Source organism: Streptomyces sp. NPDC034099 (genome assembly GCF_055575415.1).
This window is the reverse complement of record NZ_JBVISR010000001.1, coordinates 669,126-687,302: the sequence shown is the minus strand read 5'-3', so window position 1 is coordinate 687,302 and position 18,177 is coordinate 669,126. Positions and strand designations below refer to the sequence as shown.

Here is an 18,177-nt window from a genome sequence, read left to right as displayed (position 1 = left end):
TGGGCCAGTCGGTGGATGGTGTGCCTCCGGCGCGGTGTCGGGCCGGGTTCGACGGCCCCGGACTGCGAGGATCCGGCACCATGCGAGCAGTCGTACAAAATGACAAAAGTCGGGCGCCGCGTCGCGTGTCCCGGGCGCCTCGTGCCGCCGCCGTCCTCGCCGTCGCCGCCCTCGCCGCCGGCTGCGCGCAGGGCGACGGCCAGGGGGTGCGGGGCGCCGCCGGCCAGCAGGCCCCGAAGGCTCCCCCCGCCCGCGCGGTCGACGGCGCGGCCAAGGCGCGCGAGGCCCGGGCCGCCCTGGTCGCCGCCGCCAAGCGCTGGGGCCTGGAGAAGGTCCCGCTCACGGCCCCCGCGCCGCCTGAGAAGAAGCCGGAGATCAAGGCCCGCGAGGGCTTCGAGGTCGACGGCCAGGAGGAGGACGACCTCCCGCCGGTCTTCACCACGGTCCCCACCAAGGAGAAGGTCGTCTTCCTCACCATCGACGACGGCGCCGAGAAGGACCCGGCGTTCCTGAAGATGATGAGCGACCTGAGGATCCCGTACACCGTCTTCCTCACCGACGACGAGATCAAGGACGACTACGGCTACTTCAAGAAGATGCAGGCCCGCGGCATCACCCTCAACAACCACACCCTGAGCCACCCCTACCTCCCCGCGCTCTCCTACGAGGAGCAGAAGCAGGAGATCTGCGGCATGCAGGACGTGATGGAGAAGCGCTACGGCAAGCGCCCCGTCCTCTTCCGCCCGCCCTTCGGCAACTACGACGGCGACACCCTGCGCGCCGCCAAGTCCTGCGGCATCGAGTACGCGCCGATCTGGAGCGAGGAGGTGTACGTCGACCACTGGGAGTACCGCGAGTGGGACCAGGACCTGCACCCCGGCGACATCGTCCTCACCCACTTCCGGGGCACCGACGACTGGGACGGCACGATGACCGACATGGTCCGCCGCTTCCTGGACCGGATCACCGCCGACGGGTACGCGGTGGCCCGCCTGGAGGACTACCTGTGAGGCGAGGGCGGTTCCGGCCGGCCGGCGCCGCCCTGGCCGCCCTGCTGCTCCCACTCGCCGCCTGCGACCGGCTCGCCGCCCCCGCCGAACACGCGGCGGCGGCCGGGGACCCCGCCCAGGACGCCGACCAGGGGCGGCGGCTGCCCCCGGTCGTGGACCACGTCCGCACCGACGACCCGGTCGTCTTCCTCACCTACGACGACAGCGCCGAGCGCGACCCCGCCTTCGCCGGCCTGGTCCGCGAACGGCGCCTCCCGGTCACCCTGTTCCTCACCGACACCGTCGCCGGACCGGCCTACGGCGACTTCGCCCGGCTGCGCCTGTTCGGCGCGAGCCTGCAGAACCACACCCTCGACCACCGCTCCCTGCGCGGCCTGCCGCATGCCGGGCAGCGCGCCGAGATCTGCGGCCAGCAGACCAAGCTCAGGTCGCGCTTCGGCGTCCGCGCCCACCTCTTCCGCCCGCCGCACGGCACGTACGACACCACGACCCTGCGCGCCGCCGCCGACTGCGGGATCACGGCCCTGGTCCTGTGGCGCGCCACCCTCGACGCCGAGGGCGCCCTCGCCTACGCCCGCGGCGACCACCGCCTCCACCCCGGCGACATCATCGCCGTCGACCCGGACCACCCGACGGCCACGAACCTGGCGGCACGCACGGAACGCCTGGTGAGGACGATCGAGGAGCAGGGCCTCAGGGTGGGCGATCTGGAGGACTACGTCTCACCTCCTTGAGGCCGGTCCGCATCATCCAGCCCGTCCGGCGCTTGAGGACGAGGCCGTCCAGGCCGAAGAGCGGGGGTCTGGGGGCGGCAGCCCGCAGCGACGCCCACACCCACGCAGGGTGCGAAACCAACCGGCGTTCACACGAAAACCCGGCCGACGCGCCGCCGGCATTGGCACTCCGCTTGACCGAGTGCTAATCGCGGTCATAGTCTCAGGTCTGGCACTCCCCACCGGAGAGTGCCAACACAGCGACGGGCAGGTCCGGCACCCGCGACGACGGATCGACCTGGTCGCCACCTCAGACAGTTAACCCCGTGAGATCTCCGAAGGGGGAGGTCGGATCGTGACGACCGCCAGCTCCAAGGTTGCCATCAAGCCGCTCGAGGACCGCATCGTGGTCCAGCCGCTCGACGCAGAGCAGACCACGGCTTCGGGCCTGGTCATTCCGGACACCGCCAAGGAGAAGCCCCAGGAGGGCGTCGTCCTGGCCGTGGGCCCGGGCCGCTTCGAGGACGGCAACCGTCTTCCGCTCGACGTCAGCGTCGGCGACGTCGTGCTCTACAGCAAGTACGGCGGCACCGAGGTGAAGTACAACGGCGAGGAGTACCTCGTCCTCTCGGCCCGCGACGTGCTCGCGATCGTCGAGAAGTAGAAGTAGCTCCTTACTTCACCGAAGCACCTTGCTTTCCAGCTGCGCCCCTGGCTCCCGCGACCATAAAAAGCCGGGCGTCGGGGGCGCAGTTGCCGTATAACCCCAAGATTTCCGGAAGAGGGCTCACGCTCCCATGGCGAAGATCCTGAAGTTCGACGAGGACGCCCGTCGCGCCCTCGAGCGCGGCGTCAACAAGCTCGCCGACACCGTGAAGGTGACGATCGGCCCCAAGGGCCGCAACGTCGTCATCGACAAGAAGTTCGGCGCCCCCACCATCACCAACGACGGCGTCACCATCGCCCGCGAGGTCGAGGTCGAGGACCCGTACGAGAACCTCGGCGCCCAGCTGGTGAAGGAGGTGGCGACCAAGACCAACGACATCGCGGGTGACGGCACCACCACCGCCACCGTGCTCGCCCAGGCGCTCGTGCGCGAGGGCCTGAAGAACGTCGCCGCCGGTGCCTCCCCGGCGCTGCTGAAGAAGGGCATCGACGCGGCCGTCGCCGCCGTGTCGGAAGACCTTCTCGCCACCGCCCGTCCGATCGACGAGAAGTCCGACATCGCCGCCGTGGCCGCGCTGTCCGCCCAGGACCAGCAGGTCGGCGAGCTGATCGCCGAGGCGATGGACAAGGTCGGCAAGGACGGTGTCATCACCGTCGAGGAGTCCAACACCTTCGGTCTGGAGCTGGACTTCACCGAGGGCATGGCCTTCGACAAGGGCTACCTGTCGCCGTACTTCGTGACGGACCAGGAGCGCATGGAGGCCGTCCTCGACGACCCGTACATCCTGATCAACCAGGGCAAGATCTCCTCCATCGCGGACCTGCTGCCGCTGCTGGAGAAGGTCATCCAGGCCAACGCCTCCAAGCCGCTGCTGATCATCGCCGAGGACCTGGAGGGCGAGGCGCTCTCCACCCTCGTCGTCAACAAGATCCGCGGCACCTTCAACGCGGTGGCCGTCAAGGCCCCCGGCTTCGGCGACCGCCGCAAGGCGATGCTGCAGGACATGGCCGTCCTCACCGGCGCCACGGTCATCTCCGAGGAGGTCGGCCTCAAGCTCGACCAGGTCGGTCTGGACGTGCTCGGCACCGCCCGCCGCATCACCGTCACCAAGGACGACACCACGATCGTCGACGGTGCCGGCAAGCGCGACGAGGTCGAGGGCCGCATCAACCAGATCAAGGCCGAGATCGAGTCCACGGACTCCGACTGGGACCGCGAGAAGCTCCAGGAGCGCCTCGCGAAGCTGGCCGGCGGCGTGTGCGTGATCAAGGTCGGCGCCGCCACCGAGGTGGAGCTGAAGGAGCGCAAGCACCGTCTGGAGGACGCCATCTCCGCGACCCGCGCCGCGGTCGAGGAGGGCATCGTCTCCGGTGGTGGCTCCGCGCTGGTCCACGCCGTCAAGGTCCTCGAGGGCAACCTCGGCAAGACCGGCGACGAGGCCACCGGTGTCGCGGTCGTCCGCCGCGCCGCCGTCGAGCCGCTGCGCTGGATCGCCGAGAACGCCGGCCTGGAGGGTTACGTCATCACCTCCAAGGTCGCCGAGCTCGACAAGGGCCAGGGCTTCAACGCCGCCACCGGCGAGTACGGCGACCTGGTCAAGGCCGGCGTCATCGACCCGGTGAAGGTCACCCGCTCCGCCCTGGAGAACGCCGCCTCCATCGCCTCCCTCCTGCTGACGACCGAGACCCTGGTCGTCGAGAAGAAGGAAGAGGAAGAGCCGGCCGCCGGTGGCCACAGCCACGGCCACTCCCACTGAGCGACACGCTGAGCTGAGCTGAGCGAACGGTGCCCGGTCCCCTGCGGGGGCCGGGCACCGTTGTTTCGGTGGCGCCGGTGCCGGGGACGCGTCCGCCCCGTCGGGTTCGTTGCCGGGTGCGGCGCCGTTGTGGTCGGTCGCGCAGTTTCCCCGCGCCCCTTGGGGCGCTTCCCCTGACGAGCCTCGGCGAGCACGCAAGCGGCGACAACGGCTCGCACTCCTACTGCGGCCCGTACTTCCGCCCCGTTCGCGATGTGATCCCGCCCAGCAGTCCCCGCGGTACCAGCTTCGCCGCGCCCATCAGGGTCTTGTAGCGGGGGTCGGGGATCGACAGGGACTTGCCGCGGGACAGGTCGGCGAGGCCCGCCGCGACGACGTTGTCCGCGTCGAGCCACATCCAGTTCGGGATGTTGTCCGTGCCCATGCCGGCGCGCTCGTGGAACTCGGTGCGCACGAAGCCGGGGGCCAGGGCCATCAGGCGCACCCCGCTGCCGGCCAGGTCCTTCGCCACGCCCTGGGTGAACTGGACGACCCACGCCTTGGAGGCGCCGTAGGTGCCTCGCGGGACGAAGGCGGCGACCGAGGCCACGTTGACGACGCCGCCGCGGCCCCGCTCCCGCATCGCCTCCACCGCCGCCGAGGTCAGCCGGAGCACCGCCTCGCAGTGCACCTTGAGCATGGTCAGCTCGTCGGCCATGGGCACGTCGAGGAAACGGCCCTTGTTGCCGAAACCGGCGTTGTTGACCAGCAGGTCGACGGGGCTCCTGCGGTCCCCCAGCCGGGCGGCCACCGCGTCGATGCCGGCGTCCGTCGACAGGTCCGCCGTGAGCACCTCCGCCTCGATGCCGTGCCGGTCGTGCAGTTCGGTGGCCTGTTCGCGCAGTCGCTTGGTGTCGCGGGCCACCAGCACCAGGTTGTGTCCGTCGGCCGCCAGCCGACGCGCGAACGCGGCGCCGAGGCCCGCCGTCGATCCCGTAATCAATGCCGTTGTCATGGCGCAAGGTTAGGGCGCGGGATCACCGGTGCGGACCGAGCACGTCCGCTTCGCTCAGCCGCCGTACTGCGCCACGTACTTCCGCGCCGCCGCCAGCGCCTGAGGGTGTAGCGCGTCGCCCGCCGCGAGCAGCCGGGGGAGCAGCTCCCGCTGGGTGGTCACCGCGCGGAACTGCAGGGCCACCGTCACCTCGTGGGCGGGCCGGTGCACGATCCGCACCGGGTCGCCCGCGCGGATCTCACCGGGCTCGACGACGCGGAAGTAGGCGCCCGGCGCACCCTTCTCGGTGAAGCGCTTCACCCAGCGCTGTTCACCCAGGTGGCCCTGGAAGGTGCGGCAGGGGATGCGTCCGGACGTCACCTCCAGGAGCAGCTCCGGGCCGACCCGCCAGCGCTCACCGATGAGGGCACCGGCGAGGTCCAGGCCGGTGGTGGTGAGGTTCTCGCCGAACGAGCCGTCCGGCAGCTCACGGCCCAGCTCGCGCTCCCAGGCGTCCAGGTCTTCGCGCGCCATCGCGTACACCGCCTGGTCCTCGCCGCCGTGGTGCCGCGTGTCGCAGACGGTGTCGCCGGCCAGGCCGCTCGCCCCGAAGCCCTCCGTCCCGGGCGCCGCGACCCGCACGGGACCGTCGGCCGGCCGCTTGTCGATGCCGGTGACGCCCTCGGGCTGGTCCGTGTACGGCACCGCCTTCGCGCGACCCAGGTTGACGGACAGGAGCCTCATGGCGGGAAGGTGCATGCGAGAACGGTAGGACACGCGCGGTCAAAGCGGCGACGCATTATTCGGCGTCCGGTCAAAGGGTCGCTTATCCTCGGGGGTGTGATCGAGGCTCGTCATCTCCGCGTGCTGCGCGCCGTGGCATCCACCGGTTCCTTCTCCGCCGCGGGGCGCGAGCTGGGCTGCACCCAGCCCGCCGTCAGCCAGCAGATGAAGGCCCTGGAGTCCTCCGTCGGCACTCCGCTGCTGGTGCGCACCGGACGCGAGATGCGGCTGACCCAGGCCGGAGAGGCGCTGGTGCGGCACGCCGCCGGGATCATCGCCGGGCTGACGGCGGCCGAGGAGGAGGTCGCCGCGATCGCCGGGCTGCGCGCCGGCCGGGTCCGGCTGGTCTCCTTCCCCAGCGGCAGCTCCACCCTCGTACCGACCGCCCTCGCCGCGCTGCGTGCCGCGCACCCCGGCACCCGGGTCTCCCTGGAGGAGGCCGAGCCGCCGAAGTCCGTCGAGCTGCTGCGCGAGGGTGACTGCGACGTGGCGCTCGCCTTCCGCTACGAGGGCGCGGCCGGCGCCGAGGAGTGGGACGACCTGGTCGTACGGCCGCTGCTGACCGACCGGCTGGTGGCGCTGGTTCCCGAGGGGCACCGGCTGGCCCGTACCGAGGGGTCGGTGGCGATCGGCGAGCTGGCCCGGGAGTCCTGGATCGCGGGCTGCCCGCGCTGCGGCGGCCAGCTGGTCGAGGTGTGCGAGGGCGCCGGATTCACCCCCCGCATCGACTTCGCGACCGACGACTACCCGGCGGTGGTCGGCCTGGTCGGCGCGGGCCTCGGCGTGGCCGTCCTGCCCCAGCTCGCCGTCGAGTCCGTACGGCCCAGGGGAGCGCGCACGGTCGAGCTGGAGCCGGCCGTGCGGCGGGAGATCGTGGCGCTCACGCTGCCCGACCTGGCGCAGGTGCCGGCCGTGACCGCCACGCTGGACGAGCTGGCCCGGGCGGGCGCGCGCCAGCCGGCGGCGCGCTGACCGCGTCGGGGGTTCCTGCGGGGGTCCTTGTGGGGCCTTCGTCGCGTTCTTCCAGAGAAACGTTCCTTCAGTGAGGTGCGGCCGCCTCCCCGCCGGCCGACGCCGATGCCGTCGCCGCCACCAGGCGGTTGCGGGCCCGTCCCATGAGTTCTTCGCGCTCGTCCTCGGTCAGCCCGCCCCACACGCCGTACGGCTCGCGCACCGCCAGCGCGTGCGCCGCGCACTCGGCGCGGACCGGGCACCTCATGCAGACCTCCTTGGCCGAGTTCTCGCGAGCACTCCGTGCCGCACCGCGTTCGCCTTCCGGATGGAAGAAGAGCGAGCTGTCCACCCCGCGGCACGCAGCCAGGAGCTGCCAGTCCCACAGGTCCGCGTTCGGTCCGGGAAGGCGGGAGAAATCTGCCATTGCGTGACCCCTTGTAGCCGTTCTGGGTGGATACGGTGTCCACGACCGTACAACTACGATCTAAGGAGATGAAAATATGACTCATTGCGAATCTAGCCGCAGACACCAGCGAAGTGGAAGAAAAGCGGCTGAATGGGGCACCGCTTGTGATGAAACGGCGCGGGTCCCACGCGCATGTCTGCTGCGTGGCCGCCCCCTCACGTAGAGTGCCGAAGACGACACACAGCCCCGTAACTCTTTCGAGTGACCATCGTTGAGAGTGCGGAGGCGGTTGAAGGAACAAGTGCTCGGGCGGGCGTCCGGGACGGTCGACCGCACAGGTGACGATTTCGTACCAGCCTGGAGGCTCAACGTGACGCGCATCAGCTGCGGAGGACGGCCATGACTTCCGTCCTCGTCTGCGACGACTCCCCGCTTGCCCGAGAGGCGCTCCGCCGCGCGGTCGCGACCGTGCCCGGCGTCGAGCGCGTGACGACGGCCGCCAACGGCGAGGAAGTCCTCCGCCGCTGGGGAGCCGACCGCTCGGACCTCATTCTGATGGACGTGCGCATGCCCGGTCTGGGCGGCGTCGAGACCGTCCGGCGGCTGCTGTCCGCCGACCCCGGCGCGCGCATCATCATGCTCACCGTCGCCGAGGACCTGGACGGCGTGGCCCTCGCGGTCGCCGCCGGTGCCCGTGGCTACCTGCACAAGGACGCCTCGCGCGCCGAACTGCGCGCCACCGTCACCCAGGCCCTCGCCGACCCGACCTGGCGGCTCGCCCCGCGCCGGCTGCGCTCGGCCGAGATGGGTGCCGCGCCCACGCTCACCGCGCGTGAGATCCAGGTGCTCGAGGGCATGAGCCACGGCCGTTCCAACGCGGAGATCGGCCGTGAGCTGTTCCTCTCCGAGGACACCGTCAAGACCCATGCCCGTCGGCTCTTCAAAAAGCTCGGCGCCTCGGACCGGGCGCACGCGGTGGCGCTCGGCTTCCGGTGGGGTTTGGTTCGCTAGGGGGTGTCGTTTGGATCAGGCCGGCTCCGGGCAACGGTGCCTTGTTGCTGACCCCAGACCCCGCGACCGCAGGCAGGATCCAAACGACACCTCCTAGGGGGCACCCCGTGCGGTGGAGGCCGACGAGGCCCGTCGGGGGTGTGACGCTCCCCGCTTATCGCGAGGTGAGCGGGGGTGACAAGGCGACCCGCCGGATGCCCGCTGCTCGTTTCGCCGCGGATGACGCATCCTTGAGGTGTGGAGTTCCTCGGGGACGAGTCGGTCGAGCGGAAGGGGAGGGCGCAGGGGATGAGTTCCGGCGCACCTGCTCATAACGCTTCGGTGCACAACAACGGGCACGGAGCCACGGATCGGACGGCCGCAAGGCACCATGGACCGATGCGTGACGACGAGGCGCCCCCGGACCAGGGGACGGTCGGTGGGCTCGTCCACCGCGCCGTAGACGGGGACGAGCAGGCCACGCACGACCTGCTCGCCCATGTCCACCCCCTGGCGTTGCGCTACTGCCGCACGCGGCTGTCCCGGCTGCCCGGCGACGCCCGGCACTTCGTCGAGGACCTCGCCCAGGAGGTCTGCGTCGCGGTACTGCTCGCGCTGCCCCGCTACAAGGACACCGGACGTCCCTTCGAGGCGTTCGTCTTCGCCATCGCCGCCCACAAGGTCGCCGACCTCCAGCGCGCCGCGATGCGCCACCCCGGCTCCACGGCCGTCCCGTCCGACGAGATGCCCGAGCGGCCGGACGACTCGCTGGGTCCCGAGGAGCGGGCACTGCTCAACAGCGACGCCGCCTGGGCCAAGAAACTGCTGGCCAACCTGCCGGAGAACCAGCGCGAGCTGCTCCTGCTGCGCATCGCGGTCGGGCTCACGGCCGAGGAGACCGGACAGATGTTGGGAATGTCACCAGGGGCGGTCCGGGTCGCCCAGCACCGGGCGCTGAGCCGGCTGCGGGCGCTGGCGGAGCAGTAGTTCGGGCGGTTCGCGCCGTCGTCCACGCTGCGGTCCGCCTCGTACAAAAGCACGAAGGTCGCATGCTTCCTTGATCGTGGAATGACCCACGTCCACTTCCCGTTAGCATGGACATCCGCACCGAGCAAGGCCATTTGGGGAAGGTGTCATGACTGCCAACGTCGACGGAGTGCCCGAGAAATTCGCGACACTCGGGCTGACCTACGACGACGTGCTGCTGCTGCCGGGCGCCTCCGCGGTGCTTCCGAACGCGGTCGACACCTCGTCTCGCATCTCCCGCAACGTGCGGGTCAACATCCCGCTGCTCTCCGCGGCCATGGACAAGGTGACCGAGTCCCGGATGGCCATTTCCATGGCCCGCCAGGGCGGCGTCGGCGTCCTGCACCGCAACCTGTCCATCGAGGACCAGGCCAACCAGGTCGACCTGGTGAAGCGCTCCGAGTCGGGCATGGTGGCCAACCCCATCACCATCCACCCGGACGCCACCCTCGGCGAGGCCGACGCCCTGTGCGCCAAGTTCCGCATCAGCGGCGTCCCGGTCACCGACGGCGCGGGCAAGCTGCTCGGCATCGTCACCAACCGCGACATGGCCTTCGAGACCGACCGCACCCGGCAGGTGCGCGAGGTCATGACGCCGATGCCGCTGGTCACCGGCCAGGTCGGCATCTCCGGCGTGGACGCCATGGAGCTGCTGCGCCGGCACAAGATCGAGAAGCTGCCGCTGGTCGACGGCGACGGCGTCCTCAAGGGCCTGATCACGGTCAAGGACTTCGTGAAGGCCGAGCAGTACCCGCACGCCGCGAAGGACGGGAAGGGCCGCCTGCTCGTCGGCGCCGCCGTGGGTGCCAGCCCCGAGGCGCTCGACCGCGCCCAGGCCCTCGCCGAGGCCGGGGTGGACTTCCTCGTCGTCGACACCTCGCACGGCCACAACAGCAACGCGCTGAGCTGGATGTCGAAGATCAAGTCGAGCGTCGGCATCGACGTCGTCGGCGGCAACGTCGCCACCCGTGACGGCGCCCAGGCGCTGATCGACGCGGGCGTGGACGGCATCAAGGTCGGCGTCGGCCCCGGCTCCATCTGCACCACCCGCGTGGTCGCCGGCATCGGCGTCCCGCAGGTCACCGCGATCTACGAGGCCTCCCTCGCCGCCCGCGCCGCCGGGGTGCCCCTGATCGGCGACGGCGGCCTCCAGTACTCCGGCGACATCGGCAAGGCGCTGGCCGCCGGCGCCGACACCGTGATGCTGGGCAGCCTCCTGGCGGGCTGCGAGGAGTCGCCGGGCGAGCTGCAGTTCATCAACGGCAAGCAGTTCAAGTCGTACCGCGGCATGGGATCGCTGGGCGCCATGCAGTCCCGCGGCCAGGGCCGGTCGTACTCGAAGGACCGGTACTTCCAGGCCGAGGTCGCCTCCGACGACAAGCTCGTGCCCGAGGGCATCGAGGGCCAGGTCCCCTACCGGGGTCCGCTGGCCAACGTCCTGCACCAGCTCGTCGGCGGCCTGCGCCAGACCATGGGCTACGTGGGCGCCGCCACCATCGAGGAGATGGAGTCCAAGGGCCGCTTCGTCCGGATCACCTCCGCGGGCCTCAAGGAGAGCCACCCGCACGACATCCAGATGACGGTCGAGGCGCCGAACTACAGCCGCAGCAAGTAAGCACCCAGGCAGCAGCCTCCCGAGGGCGGCTCCGGACCATCCGGGGCCGCCCTCTGCGGTGCCCCGGCGAGCCCGTCGGGGATACTGGAAGGCGCTGCAACGCATCAGGGAAAGGCCACAGACGTGACTGAGATCGAGATCGGGCGCGGCAAGCGCGGCCGCCGGGCGTACGCCTTCGACGACATCGCCGTCGTCCCCAGCCGCCGTACGCGGGACCCGAAGGAGGTCTCGATCGCCTGGCAGATCGACGCCTACCGCTTCGAGCTGCCGTTCCTGGCCGCTCCCATGGACTCGGTCGTCTCCCCGGCCACCGCCATCCGCATCGGCGAGCTGGGCGGCCTCGGCGTCCTCAACCTGGAAGGGCTCTGGACCCGGCACGAGGACCCGCAGCCGCTGCTCGACGAGATCGCCGAGCTGGACACCGACAACGCGACCCGCCGCCTCCAGGAGATCTACGCGGCTCCCATCAAGGAGGAGCTGATCGGGCAGCGCATCAAGGAGGTGCGCGACTCGGGCGTGGTCACCGCCGCCGCGCTCTCCCCGCAGCGCACCGCCCAGTTCTCCAAGGCCGTCGTCGACGCGGGCGTCGACATCTTCGTCATCCGCGGCACCACCGTCTCCGCGGAGCACGTCTCCGGCTCGCACGAGCCGCTGAACCTGAAGCAGTTCATCTACGAGCTCGACGTCCCGGTGATCGTCGGCGGCTGCGCCACCTACACCGCCGCCCTGCACCTGATGCGCACCGGCGCGGCGGGCGTCCTCGTCGGCTTCGGCGGCGGCGCCGCCCACACCACGCGCAACGTGCTCGGCATCCAGGTGCCCATGGCCACCGCGGTCGCCGACGTGGCGGCGGCCCGCCGGGACTACATGGACGAGTCCGGCGGCCGGTACGTGCACGTCATCGCCGACGGCGGCGTCGGCTGGTCCGGCGACCTGCCCAAGGCCATCGCCTGCGGCGCCGACTCCGTGATGATGGGCTCCCCGCTGGCCCGCGCCACCGACGCGCCGGGCAGGGGCAACCACTGGGGCATGGAGGCCGTCAACGAGGAGCTGCCGCGCGGCAAGAAGGTCGACCTCGGCACGGTCGGCACCATCGAGGAGATCCTCACCGGCCCGTCCCGCAACCCCGACGGCTCGATGAACTTCTTCGGCGCCCTGCGCCGCGCCATGGCCACCACCGGCTACAGCGAGCTGAAGGAGTTCCAGCGCGTCGAGGTCACGGTCGCGGACTCGCAGCACCGGCGGTAGTCCTTACGGCATGTGAAGGGGCCGGTCACCTGGTGGGTGACCGGCCCCTTTCGCGTGCTCGGGGGTTCTTGAGGGGGCGCGTGACGCGGCGCGGGGGCGTGCGGTGGTGTTCGGGGCGAATACGCGGTGGAGGGCTGTGCCGGATCGGTAATGTCCCTGCTCGGCGACCCCGTTCTCTGGGGCGCCCCCTTCCAAGGAACCGTTCCGGACCCCGCTCCTCGGGGCCCTGCCCGAATTCCAGACGGACCGCCTACCGGGCTGATGGCGGCCTCGTGGAAGGGGGCGCGCCATGGGCCGTCACCGCAAGCCCACCCGCTGGGACCGGATCCGTCTGCGGATGGTGAAGTTCCGGAGGAGGTGGATCCTGCGGATCTACGGGAAGTGAGCGGCCACCCCTAAGAGAAGTAGGGGTGGACACCCGTACCCGGCCGCAAGCCCCTGCGACGGGCATCATCCGCTCCTCACCGTACCGGCGCAGCCGCCCTCTCACCACCAGCTCCGTGGCACAGTCACCCCCGTGCGCCCCCGGCTCACAACCGGTGCGCCGCCCCCGTGGGTGTGGCGCCCCGTGTGTCCAGGAGGAGCTGGGCCTTGACCGACAGGCCCTGGAGGTCGTACGTGCGGTGCTGCTGGAGGAGGATCGTGAGGTCGGCGTCGGCGGCGGCCTCGTAGAGGGAGTCGGCGCGGGGGACGGGGCGGCCGGCGACCTTCCAGGACGGGATGTGGGGGTCGTGGTAGCTCACGGCGGCGCCCATCGACATCAGGCGGGTCGCGATCTCCTCGGCCGGGGTGGCCTGCTGGTCGGCGAGGTCGGCCTTGTAGGTGACGCCGAGCAGGAGGATCCGGGCGCCGCGCGCGGACTTGCCGTGCTCGTTGAGCAGGGCGGCGGCGCGCTGGACGACGTAGCGGGGCATCTGGGAGTTGACCTGCTGGGCCAGCTCCACCATGCGCAGGCTGTGCGGGGCCCGGCCGGTCAGGTCCTGGGCGACGGAGTGGCCGCCGACGCCGGGGCCCGGGCGGAAGGCCTGGAAGCCGAACGGCTTGGTCTCCGCGCAGCGCAGGACGTCCCAGAGGTCGACGCCGAGGTCGTCGCAGAGCACCGCCATCTCATTGACCAGGGCGATGTTCACGTGCCGGAAGTTGGTCTCCAGGAGCTGGACCGTCTCCGCCTCCCGCGGCCCGCGCGCGCGGACCACCTTGTCGGTGAGGCGGCTGTAGAAGGCGGCGGCCGACTCGGTGCAGGCGGGGGTGAGGCCGCCGATGACCTTCGGGGTGTTGGCCGGGGTGAAGTCGCGGTTGCCGGGGTCCACGCGGCTGGGGGAGTAGGCGAGGTGGAAGTCGCGGCCGGCGCGCAGCCCGGAGCCCTGCTCCAGGAGCGGGCGCAGGAACTCCTCCGTCGTCCCGGGCCGCACCGGGGACTCCAGGATCACCGTGGTGTGCGGGCGCATGTGCGCGGCCAGGGTACGGGCCGCTGCCTCCACCTGGGTGAGGTCCAGGCCGCCGTCCGCGCCCGGCGGGGTGGGCGCGCAGATGACGGCGGTGCGGACGCGGCCCAGCTCGGCCGGTCCGGTCGGGGTGCGGAAGCCCGTGGCGAGCATCCGGCGCACCTCGGCGGGGGTGAGCGGGTCGGCCTCGGGTCCGGTGCGGTAGCCGAGGGTGGGGATGCCGGCGGCGACGGCGGCCTGGGCCAGGGGCAGGCCGTACGGGCCGAGTCCGATGACGGCGAGATCTGCGGGCATGGCGTGGGCCGTCCTTCCCAGTAGCCGAAGCGGGACAGGTGCGCAAGCCCGGTGGACAGGACGGGCGAGCACAACGTCAGACTAGGAGTAAATATGACCGATTTGCGGTATTGATCTGCGGAGATTCGGCGAGTGTCGACGGGGCGGGGCGGGCCGGTGCGGGCCCATGGGGAAGTTGTCCACAGGCCGGGGCCTCCGGCTGCCGATGTCGGGCGGGCCGGTCAGAATCCGGGCATGGTGGGTACCAGGAACCGGGCGGCCCGACGGGTGCGGCCGGCTCGACCGACAGCGGGAGGCAGCAGTGAGGACAGCGACCCTTGGGCCGGCGCAGCGCGCCGAGTCGCTCGCGGCCATGGCCGAGCGCGAGCTTGACGTACTGGTGGTGGGCGCCGGTGTGGTCGGTGCGGGTACCGCGCTCGACGCCGTGACGCGCGGCCTGTCCGTCGGCCTGGTCGAGGCCAGGGACTGGGCCTCGGGCACCTCCAGCAGGTCCAGCAAGCTGATCCACGGCGGCCTGCGCTATCTGGAGATGCTCGACTTCGTGCTCGTGCGGGAGGCGCTGAAGGAGCGCGGCCTGCTGCTCGAACGGCTCGCGCCGCATCTGGTGAAGCCGGTGCCGTTCCTGTACCCGCTGCAGCACAAGGGGTGGGAGCGGCTGTACGCGGGCTCCGGCGTGGCGCTCTACGACGCCATGTCCATGGCCCGCGGCCACGGCCGGGGCCTGCCGCTGCACCGGCACCTGAGCCGCCGTCACGCCCTGCGCGTGGCACCCGCCCTGAAGAAGGACGCACTGGTCGGCGCGCTGCAGTACTACGACGCCCAGATGGACGACGCCCGCTTCGTGGCCACGCTGGTGCGCACCGCGGCCGCGTACGGCGCCAAGGTCGCCAACCGCGCCCGGGTCACCTCCTTCCTGCGCGAGGGCGAACGGGTGGTCGGCGCGCGGGTGCAGGACGTCGAGGCGGGTGGCGAGTACGAGGTCCGCGCCAAACAGGTGGTGAACGCGACCGGGGTGTGGACCGACGACACCCAGGCGATGGTGGGCGAGCGCGGCCAGTTCCACGTGCGGGCCTCCAAGGGCATCCACCTGGTCGTGCCCAAGGACCGTATCCACTCCAGCACCGGCCTGATCCTGCGCACCGAGAAGTCCGTGCTGTTCGTCATCCCCTGGGGCCGGCACTGGATCATCGGCACCACGGACACCGACTGGGACCTGGACAAGGCCCACCCGGCCGCGTCCAGCGCCGACATCGACTACCTGCTGCAACACGTCAACTCGGTGCTGTCGGTGCCCCTCACGCGCGACGACGTCGAGGGCGTGTACGCCGGTCTGCGTCCACTGCTGGCCGGCGAGTCGGACGCCACCAGCAAGCTGTCGCGCGAGCACACCGTCGCCCACCCGGTGCCCGGCCTGGTGGTCGTGGCGGGCGGCAAGTACACGACGTACCGGGTGATGGCCAAGGACGCCGTGGACGAGGCCGTGCACGGGCTCGACCTGCGGGTCGCCGACTGCGTCACCGAGGAGACCCCGCTGCTGGGCGCCGAGGGCTACCACGCGCTGTGGAACGCGCGGGCCCGGATCGCCGCGCGCACCGGCCTGCACGTCGTGCGCGTCGAGCACCTGCTCAACCGGTACGGCGCGTTGACGGAGGAACTGCTCGAACTCGTCGCCGCCGACCCCACCCTGGGCGAGCCGCTCACCGGCGCCGACGACTACCTGCGCGCCGAAGTCGTCTACGCCGCCTCGCACGAGGGCGCGCGGCACCTGGACGACGTCCTCACCCGGCGCACCCGCATCTCCATCGAGACCTTCGACCGGGGGACGCGCTGCGCCCGCGAGGCCGCCGAGCTGATGGCGCCGGTGCTGGGCTGGGACAAGGGCCAGGTCGAGCGGGAGATCGAGCACTACGAGAAGCGGGTCGAGGCCGAGCGGGAGTCCCAGCGCCAGCCGGACGACCTGACGGCCGACGCGGCCCGGCTGGGGGCGCCGGACATCGTGGCGCGGTGAGGAGGGGGGAAGGGAACCCTCCGGGCACCCTGGGCGTAGAGCACTTGTCGGGTGAGGGACAATGAAGGCTCTGTCAGGGCGGGTTGCATGAGGGGACGCATGTCGGAGGCGGAGCGGGCGGGGACATCCCGTACGGACAAGAGCGCACGTCTCCTCGCCGGGCGGTACCGGCTGGGAGACGTGCTCGGCCGCGGCGGCATGGGGACGGTGTGGCGCGCCGAGGACGAGACCCTCGGACGCACGGTCGCCGTCAAGGAGCTGCGGTTCCCGGGGAACATCGACGAGGAGGAGAAGCGGCGCCTGATCACGCGCACGCTGCGCGAGGCGAAGGCGATCGCGCGGATCCGCAACAACAGCGCCGTCACGGTGTACGACGTGGTCGAGGAGGACGACCGGCCGTGGATCGTGATGGAACTCGTCGAGGGCAAGTCGCTCGCCGAGGCCATCCGTGAGGACGGTCTGCTGGAGCCCAGGCGCGCCGCCGAGGTCGGCCTCGCCGTCCTGGACGTGCTGCGCTCCGCGCACCGCGAGGGCATCCTGCACCGCGACGTGAAGCCGTCGAACGTACTGATCGCCGAGGACGGCCGGGTCGTGCTCACCGACTTCGGCATCGCCCAGGTCGAGGGCGACCCCTCCATCACCTCCACCGGCATGCTCGTCGGTGCCCCCTCCTACATCTCGCCCGAGCGCGCCCGCGGCCACAAGCCCGGCCCGGCCGCCGACCTGTGGTCGCTGGGCGGACTGCTGTACGCCGCCGTCGAGGGCACCCCGCCCTACGACCGGGGCTCGGCGATCGCGACGCTCACCGCGGTGATGACGGAGAACCTGGAGGAGCCGAAGAACGCGGGCCCGCTCCGGGACGTCATCTACGGGCTGCTCACCAAGGACCCCGACCAGCGGCTCGACGACGCGGGCGCCCGCGCCATGCTCAACAAGGTCATCCACGCCCCGGAGCAGGCGGCCGGGGCCGAACCGGTCGATGCCACCAAGGTGGTGCCACTGCCCCCGCAGCCGGACGGGCGCAGGCGCCGCGGCGGTGCCCAGGGGTCCGGCGGCAGGCTCGGCGAGGAGGCCGGGGAGAAGCTTCGGGGAGCGCTGCGTTCCGTGCGCAAGGCGGCCGTCGGGGCCGGTGCGGCCGGTGCCGCCGCCGCCTCGCGGACCAAGCCGGACGACGGCGGCCGGACAGCCGGGGGAGCCGCGGGCGCGACCGGCGCCCACGGGTCCGCCGGTACGGCCCCCGCCCCGCCCGCGCCGAGGGCGGGATCGGCCTCGGGACCGGGCGCGGGCACGCGTCACGGTGGCGGTGGCGCCGCCGGAACGGCCGGTTCGGGGACCGGTGCGGCGAACGCGGCCGGTGGAACGCGGAGTTCCGGCTGGCCCGTCGTGCCGCCGCCGGACCTGCCCGCCCGGCCCGTTCCCCGGGCCCCGCTCACCGACGTGGTGCCGCGCCGGACGCTGATCATCATCGCGGTCGTCGTGGCGCTGGCCGTGCTCGGCACCGTGCTGGCGCTCACGCTCGGCGGCGACGACGACCAGGGCGCCGAGGGCGGCAGCGGCGGCAAGCCCGTGGCCTCCGCCGGTGCGAGCGGCGACACCAAGCGGGACGGGGAGAGCGGCACCGGCACCGACGGTTCCTCCGCCTCCGGCCCGGCGACGAGCGAGGACGCGTCCGGCGCCCCGGACGCCGGGGCGAGCGCGTCCGGCGAGGGCGACGGCGAGCCGGACGACGCCGGGAAGTCCGACGACGAGGACGTGGCCGCCACCCACAAGGGCGACCAGGGCTACCGCATCGGTCTGCCCGAGGGCTGGAAGTTCAGCACCACGGGCTCCTCGGGCGACCGGTTCACCGGCCCCCGCGGGCAGAAGCTGCTGGTGGCCTGGACCTCCACTCCCAAGGACGACCCCGTCGCGGACTGGAAGAAGCAGGAGCGGTACATGGTCCGCTCGAACTACCAGAAGATCCGCATAGAGAAGGTGGGCTACCGGGGCTGGAACGCGGCCGACTGGGAGTTCACCTACACCGACGGCGGCACCAAGTACCGCACCGTGGACCGGGGCTTCGTCGTCAACGACCACCAGGGCTACGCGCTCATGTACACCGCGAAGGCCGCCGACTGGGGCGACGATCTGCGCCGGGACACCTGGCGGACGCTGTCGAAGACCTTCGAACCCAAGTCCTGAGCGGGCGGGTCCGGGGGCGGGCTCTCCGGCCCGGGCCCCACGGGCCCGGGTTTGAGCCGCGCGATATCTGGCATCAGCTCATTGCGGGTTGCCTCCGGCACGTATCGT

Annotated in this window: 15 protein-coding genes; 11 read left to right on the top strand and 4 right to left on the bottom strand. The window is 71.7% G+C overall.

Annotated features, from left to right (window positions below; translation table 11 throughout):
- Nucleotides 1-80: 80 nt before the first annotated feature.
- The 4 genes from ACZ56V_RS03120 (at nt 81) to groL (ending at nt 4,146) form a co-directional block, all read left to right on the top strand.
- On the top strand, nt 81-1,010 hold the full coding sequence (locus tag ACZ56V_RS03120; protein WP_467380458.1) for a polysaccharide deacetylase family protein: 930 nt from the start codon (nt 81-83) through the stop codon (nt 1,008-1,010).
- The gene (locus ACZ56V_RS03115) at nt 1,007-1,744 is read left to right on the top strand and encodes a polysaccharide deacetylase family protein (protein ID WP_468938780.1); all 738 of its coding nucleotides are present in this window, start codon (nt 1,007-1,009) and stop codon (nt 1,742-1,744) included. Before ACZ56V_RS03120 ends, ACZ56V_RS03115 begins: the two co-directional genes overlap by 4 nt.
- Before the next feature lie 334 nt (nt 1,745-2,078).
- A complete protein-coding gene (gene groES, locus ACZ56V_RS03110; protein WP_019329594.1) occupies nt 2,079-2,387 on the top strand; it encodes a co-chaperone GroES in 309 nt (102 codons plus the stop codon).
- A 133-nt stretch (nt 2,388-2,520) separates the two neighbouring features.
- The gene (gene groL, locus ACZ56V_RS03105) at nt 2,521-4,146 is read left to right on the top strand and encodes a chaperonin GroEL (RefSeq protein WP_398912326.1); all 1,626 of its coding nucleotides are present in this window, start codon (nt 2,521-2,523) and stop codon (nt 4,144-4,146) included.
- A gap of 220 nt (nt 4,147-4,366) precedes the next feature.
- On the opposite strand, the gene ACZ56V_RS03100 is transcribed toward groL, so the two are convergent.
- Together ACZ56V_RS03100 and ACZ56V_RS03095 are read right to left on the bottom strand one after the other, a co-directional pair.
- Nucleotides 4,367-5,140, bottom strand: coding sequence for an SDR family NAD(P)-dependent oxidoreductase (locus ACZ56V_RS03100; RefSeq protein WP_398912327.1), 774 nt, complete (start codon nt 5,138-5,140; stop codon nt 4,367-4,369).
- A gap of 54 nt (nt 5,141-5,194) precedes the next feature.
- Complete coding sequence (locus ACZ56V_RS03095) at nt 5,195-5,863, bottom strand: MOSC domain-containing protein (protein WP_398912447.1); 669 nt, start codon at nt 5,861-5,863, stop codon at nt 5,195-5,197.
- Between the two features lie 96 nt (nt 5,864-5,959).
- On the opposite strand from ACZ56V_RS03095, the gene ACZ56V_RS03090 reads away from it, so the two are divergent.
- Nucleotides 5,960-6,874, top strand: a complete 915-nt coding sequence (locus ACZ56V_RS03090) for a LysR family transcriptional regulator (RefSeq protein ID WP_468938776.1) — start codon at nt 5,960-5,962, stop codon at nt 6,872-6,874.
- A 67-nt stretch (nt 6,875-6,941) separates the two neighbouring features.
- Here the strand turns inward: ACZ56V_RS03090 and ACZ56V_RS03085 are convergent, their stop codons facing one another.
- Entirely contained in the window at nt 6,942-7,280 is a 339-nt protein-coding gene (locus tag ACZ56V_RS03085) for a WhiB family transcriptional regulator (protein WP_029394253.1), read from the bottom strand.
- Nucleotides 7,281-7,661: 381 nt separating this feature from the next.
- Here ACZ56V_RS03085 and ACZ56V_RS03080 point away from each other — a divergent pair, with 381 nt between their 5' ends.
- The 4 genes from ACZ56V_RS03080 to ACZ56V_RS03065 all read left to right on the top strand — a co-directional run bounded on the left by ACZ56V_RS03080 (nt 7,662) and on the right by ACZ56V_RS03065 (nt 12,141).
- Nucleotides 7,662-8,273: a response regulator transcription factor gene (locus ACZ56V_RS03080; RefSeq protein WP_003948568.1), complete on the top strand. Its 612-nt coding sequence runs from the start codon at nt 7,662-7,664 to the stop codon at nt 8,271-8,273.
- Nucleotides 8,274-8,651: 378 nt separating this feature from the next.
- Nucleotides 8,652-9,239: a sigma-70 family RNA polymerase sigma factor gene (locus tag ACZ56V_RS03075; RefSeq protein ID WP_031034860.1), complete on the top strand. Its 588-nt coding sequence runs from the start codon at nt 8,652-8,654 to the stop codon at nt 9,237-9,239.
- 148 nt (nt 9,240-9,387) lie between these two features.
- Nucleotides 9,388-10,893, top strand: coding sequence for an IMP dehydrogenase (gene guaB, locus ACZ56V_RS03070; protein ID WP_104635748.1), 1,506 nt, complete (start codon nt 9,388-9,390; stop codon nt 10,891-10,893).
- A 123-nt stretch (nt 10,894-11,016) separates the two neighbouring features.
- On the top strand, nt 11,017-12,141 hold the full coding sequence (locus ACZ56V_RS03065) for a GuaB3 family IMP dehydrogenase-related protein (protein ID WP_003974202.1): 1,125 nt from the start codon (nt 11,017-11,019) through the stop codon (nt 12,139-12,141).
- A 530-nt stretch (nt 12,142-12,671) separates the two neighbouring features.
- Here the strand turns inward: ACZ56V_RS03065 and ACZ56V_RS03060 are convergent.
- The gene (locus ACZ56V_RS03060; protein ID WP_398912329.1) at nt 12,672-13,880 is read right to left on the bottom strand and encodes a nucleotide sugar dehydrogenase; all 1,209 of its coding nucleotides are present in this window, start codon (nt 13,878-13,880) and stop codon (nt 12,672-12,674) included.
- 301 nt (nt 13,881-14,181) lie between these two features.
- On the opposite strand from ACZ56V_RS03060, the gene ACZ56V_RS03055 reads away from it, so the two are divergent.
- Both ACZ56V_RS03055 and ACZ56V_RS03050 read left to right on the top strand, forming a co-directional pair.
- Nucleotides 14,182-15,888: a glycerol-3-phosphate dehydrogenase/oxidase gene (locus tag ACZ56V_RS03055; protein WP_468938770.1), complete on the top strand. Its 1,707-nt coding sequence runs from the start codon at nt 14,182-14,184 to the stop codon at nt 15,886-15,888.
- Nucleotides 15,889-15,987: 99 nt separating this feature from the next.
- Complete coding sequence (locus ACZ56V_RS03050) at nt 15,988-18,069, top strand: serine/threonine-protein kinase (protein WP_468939356.1); 2,082 nt, start codon at nt 15,988-15,990, stop codon at nt 18,067-18,069.
- Nucleotides 18,070-18,177: the final 108 nt, after the last annotated feature.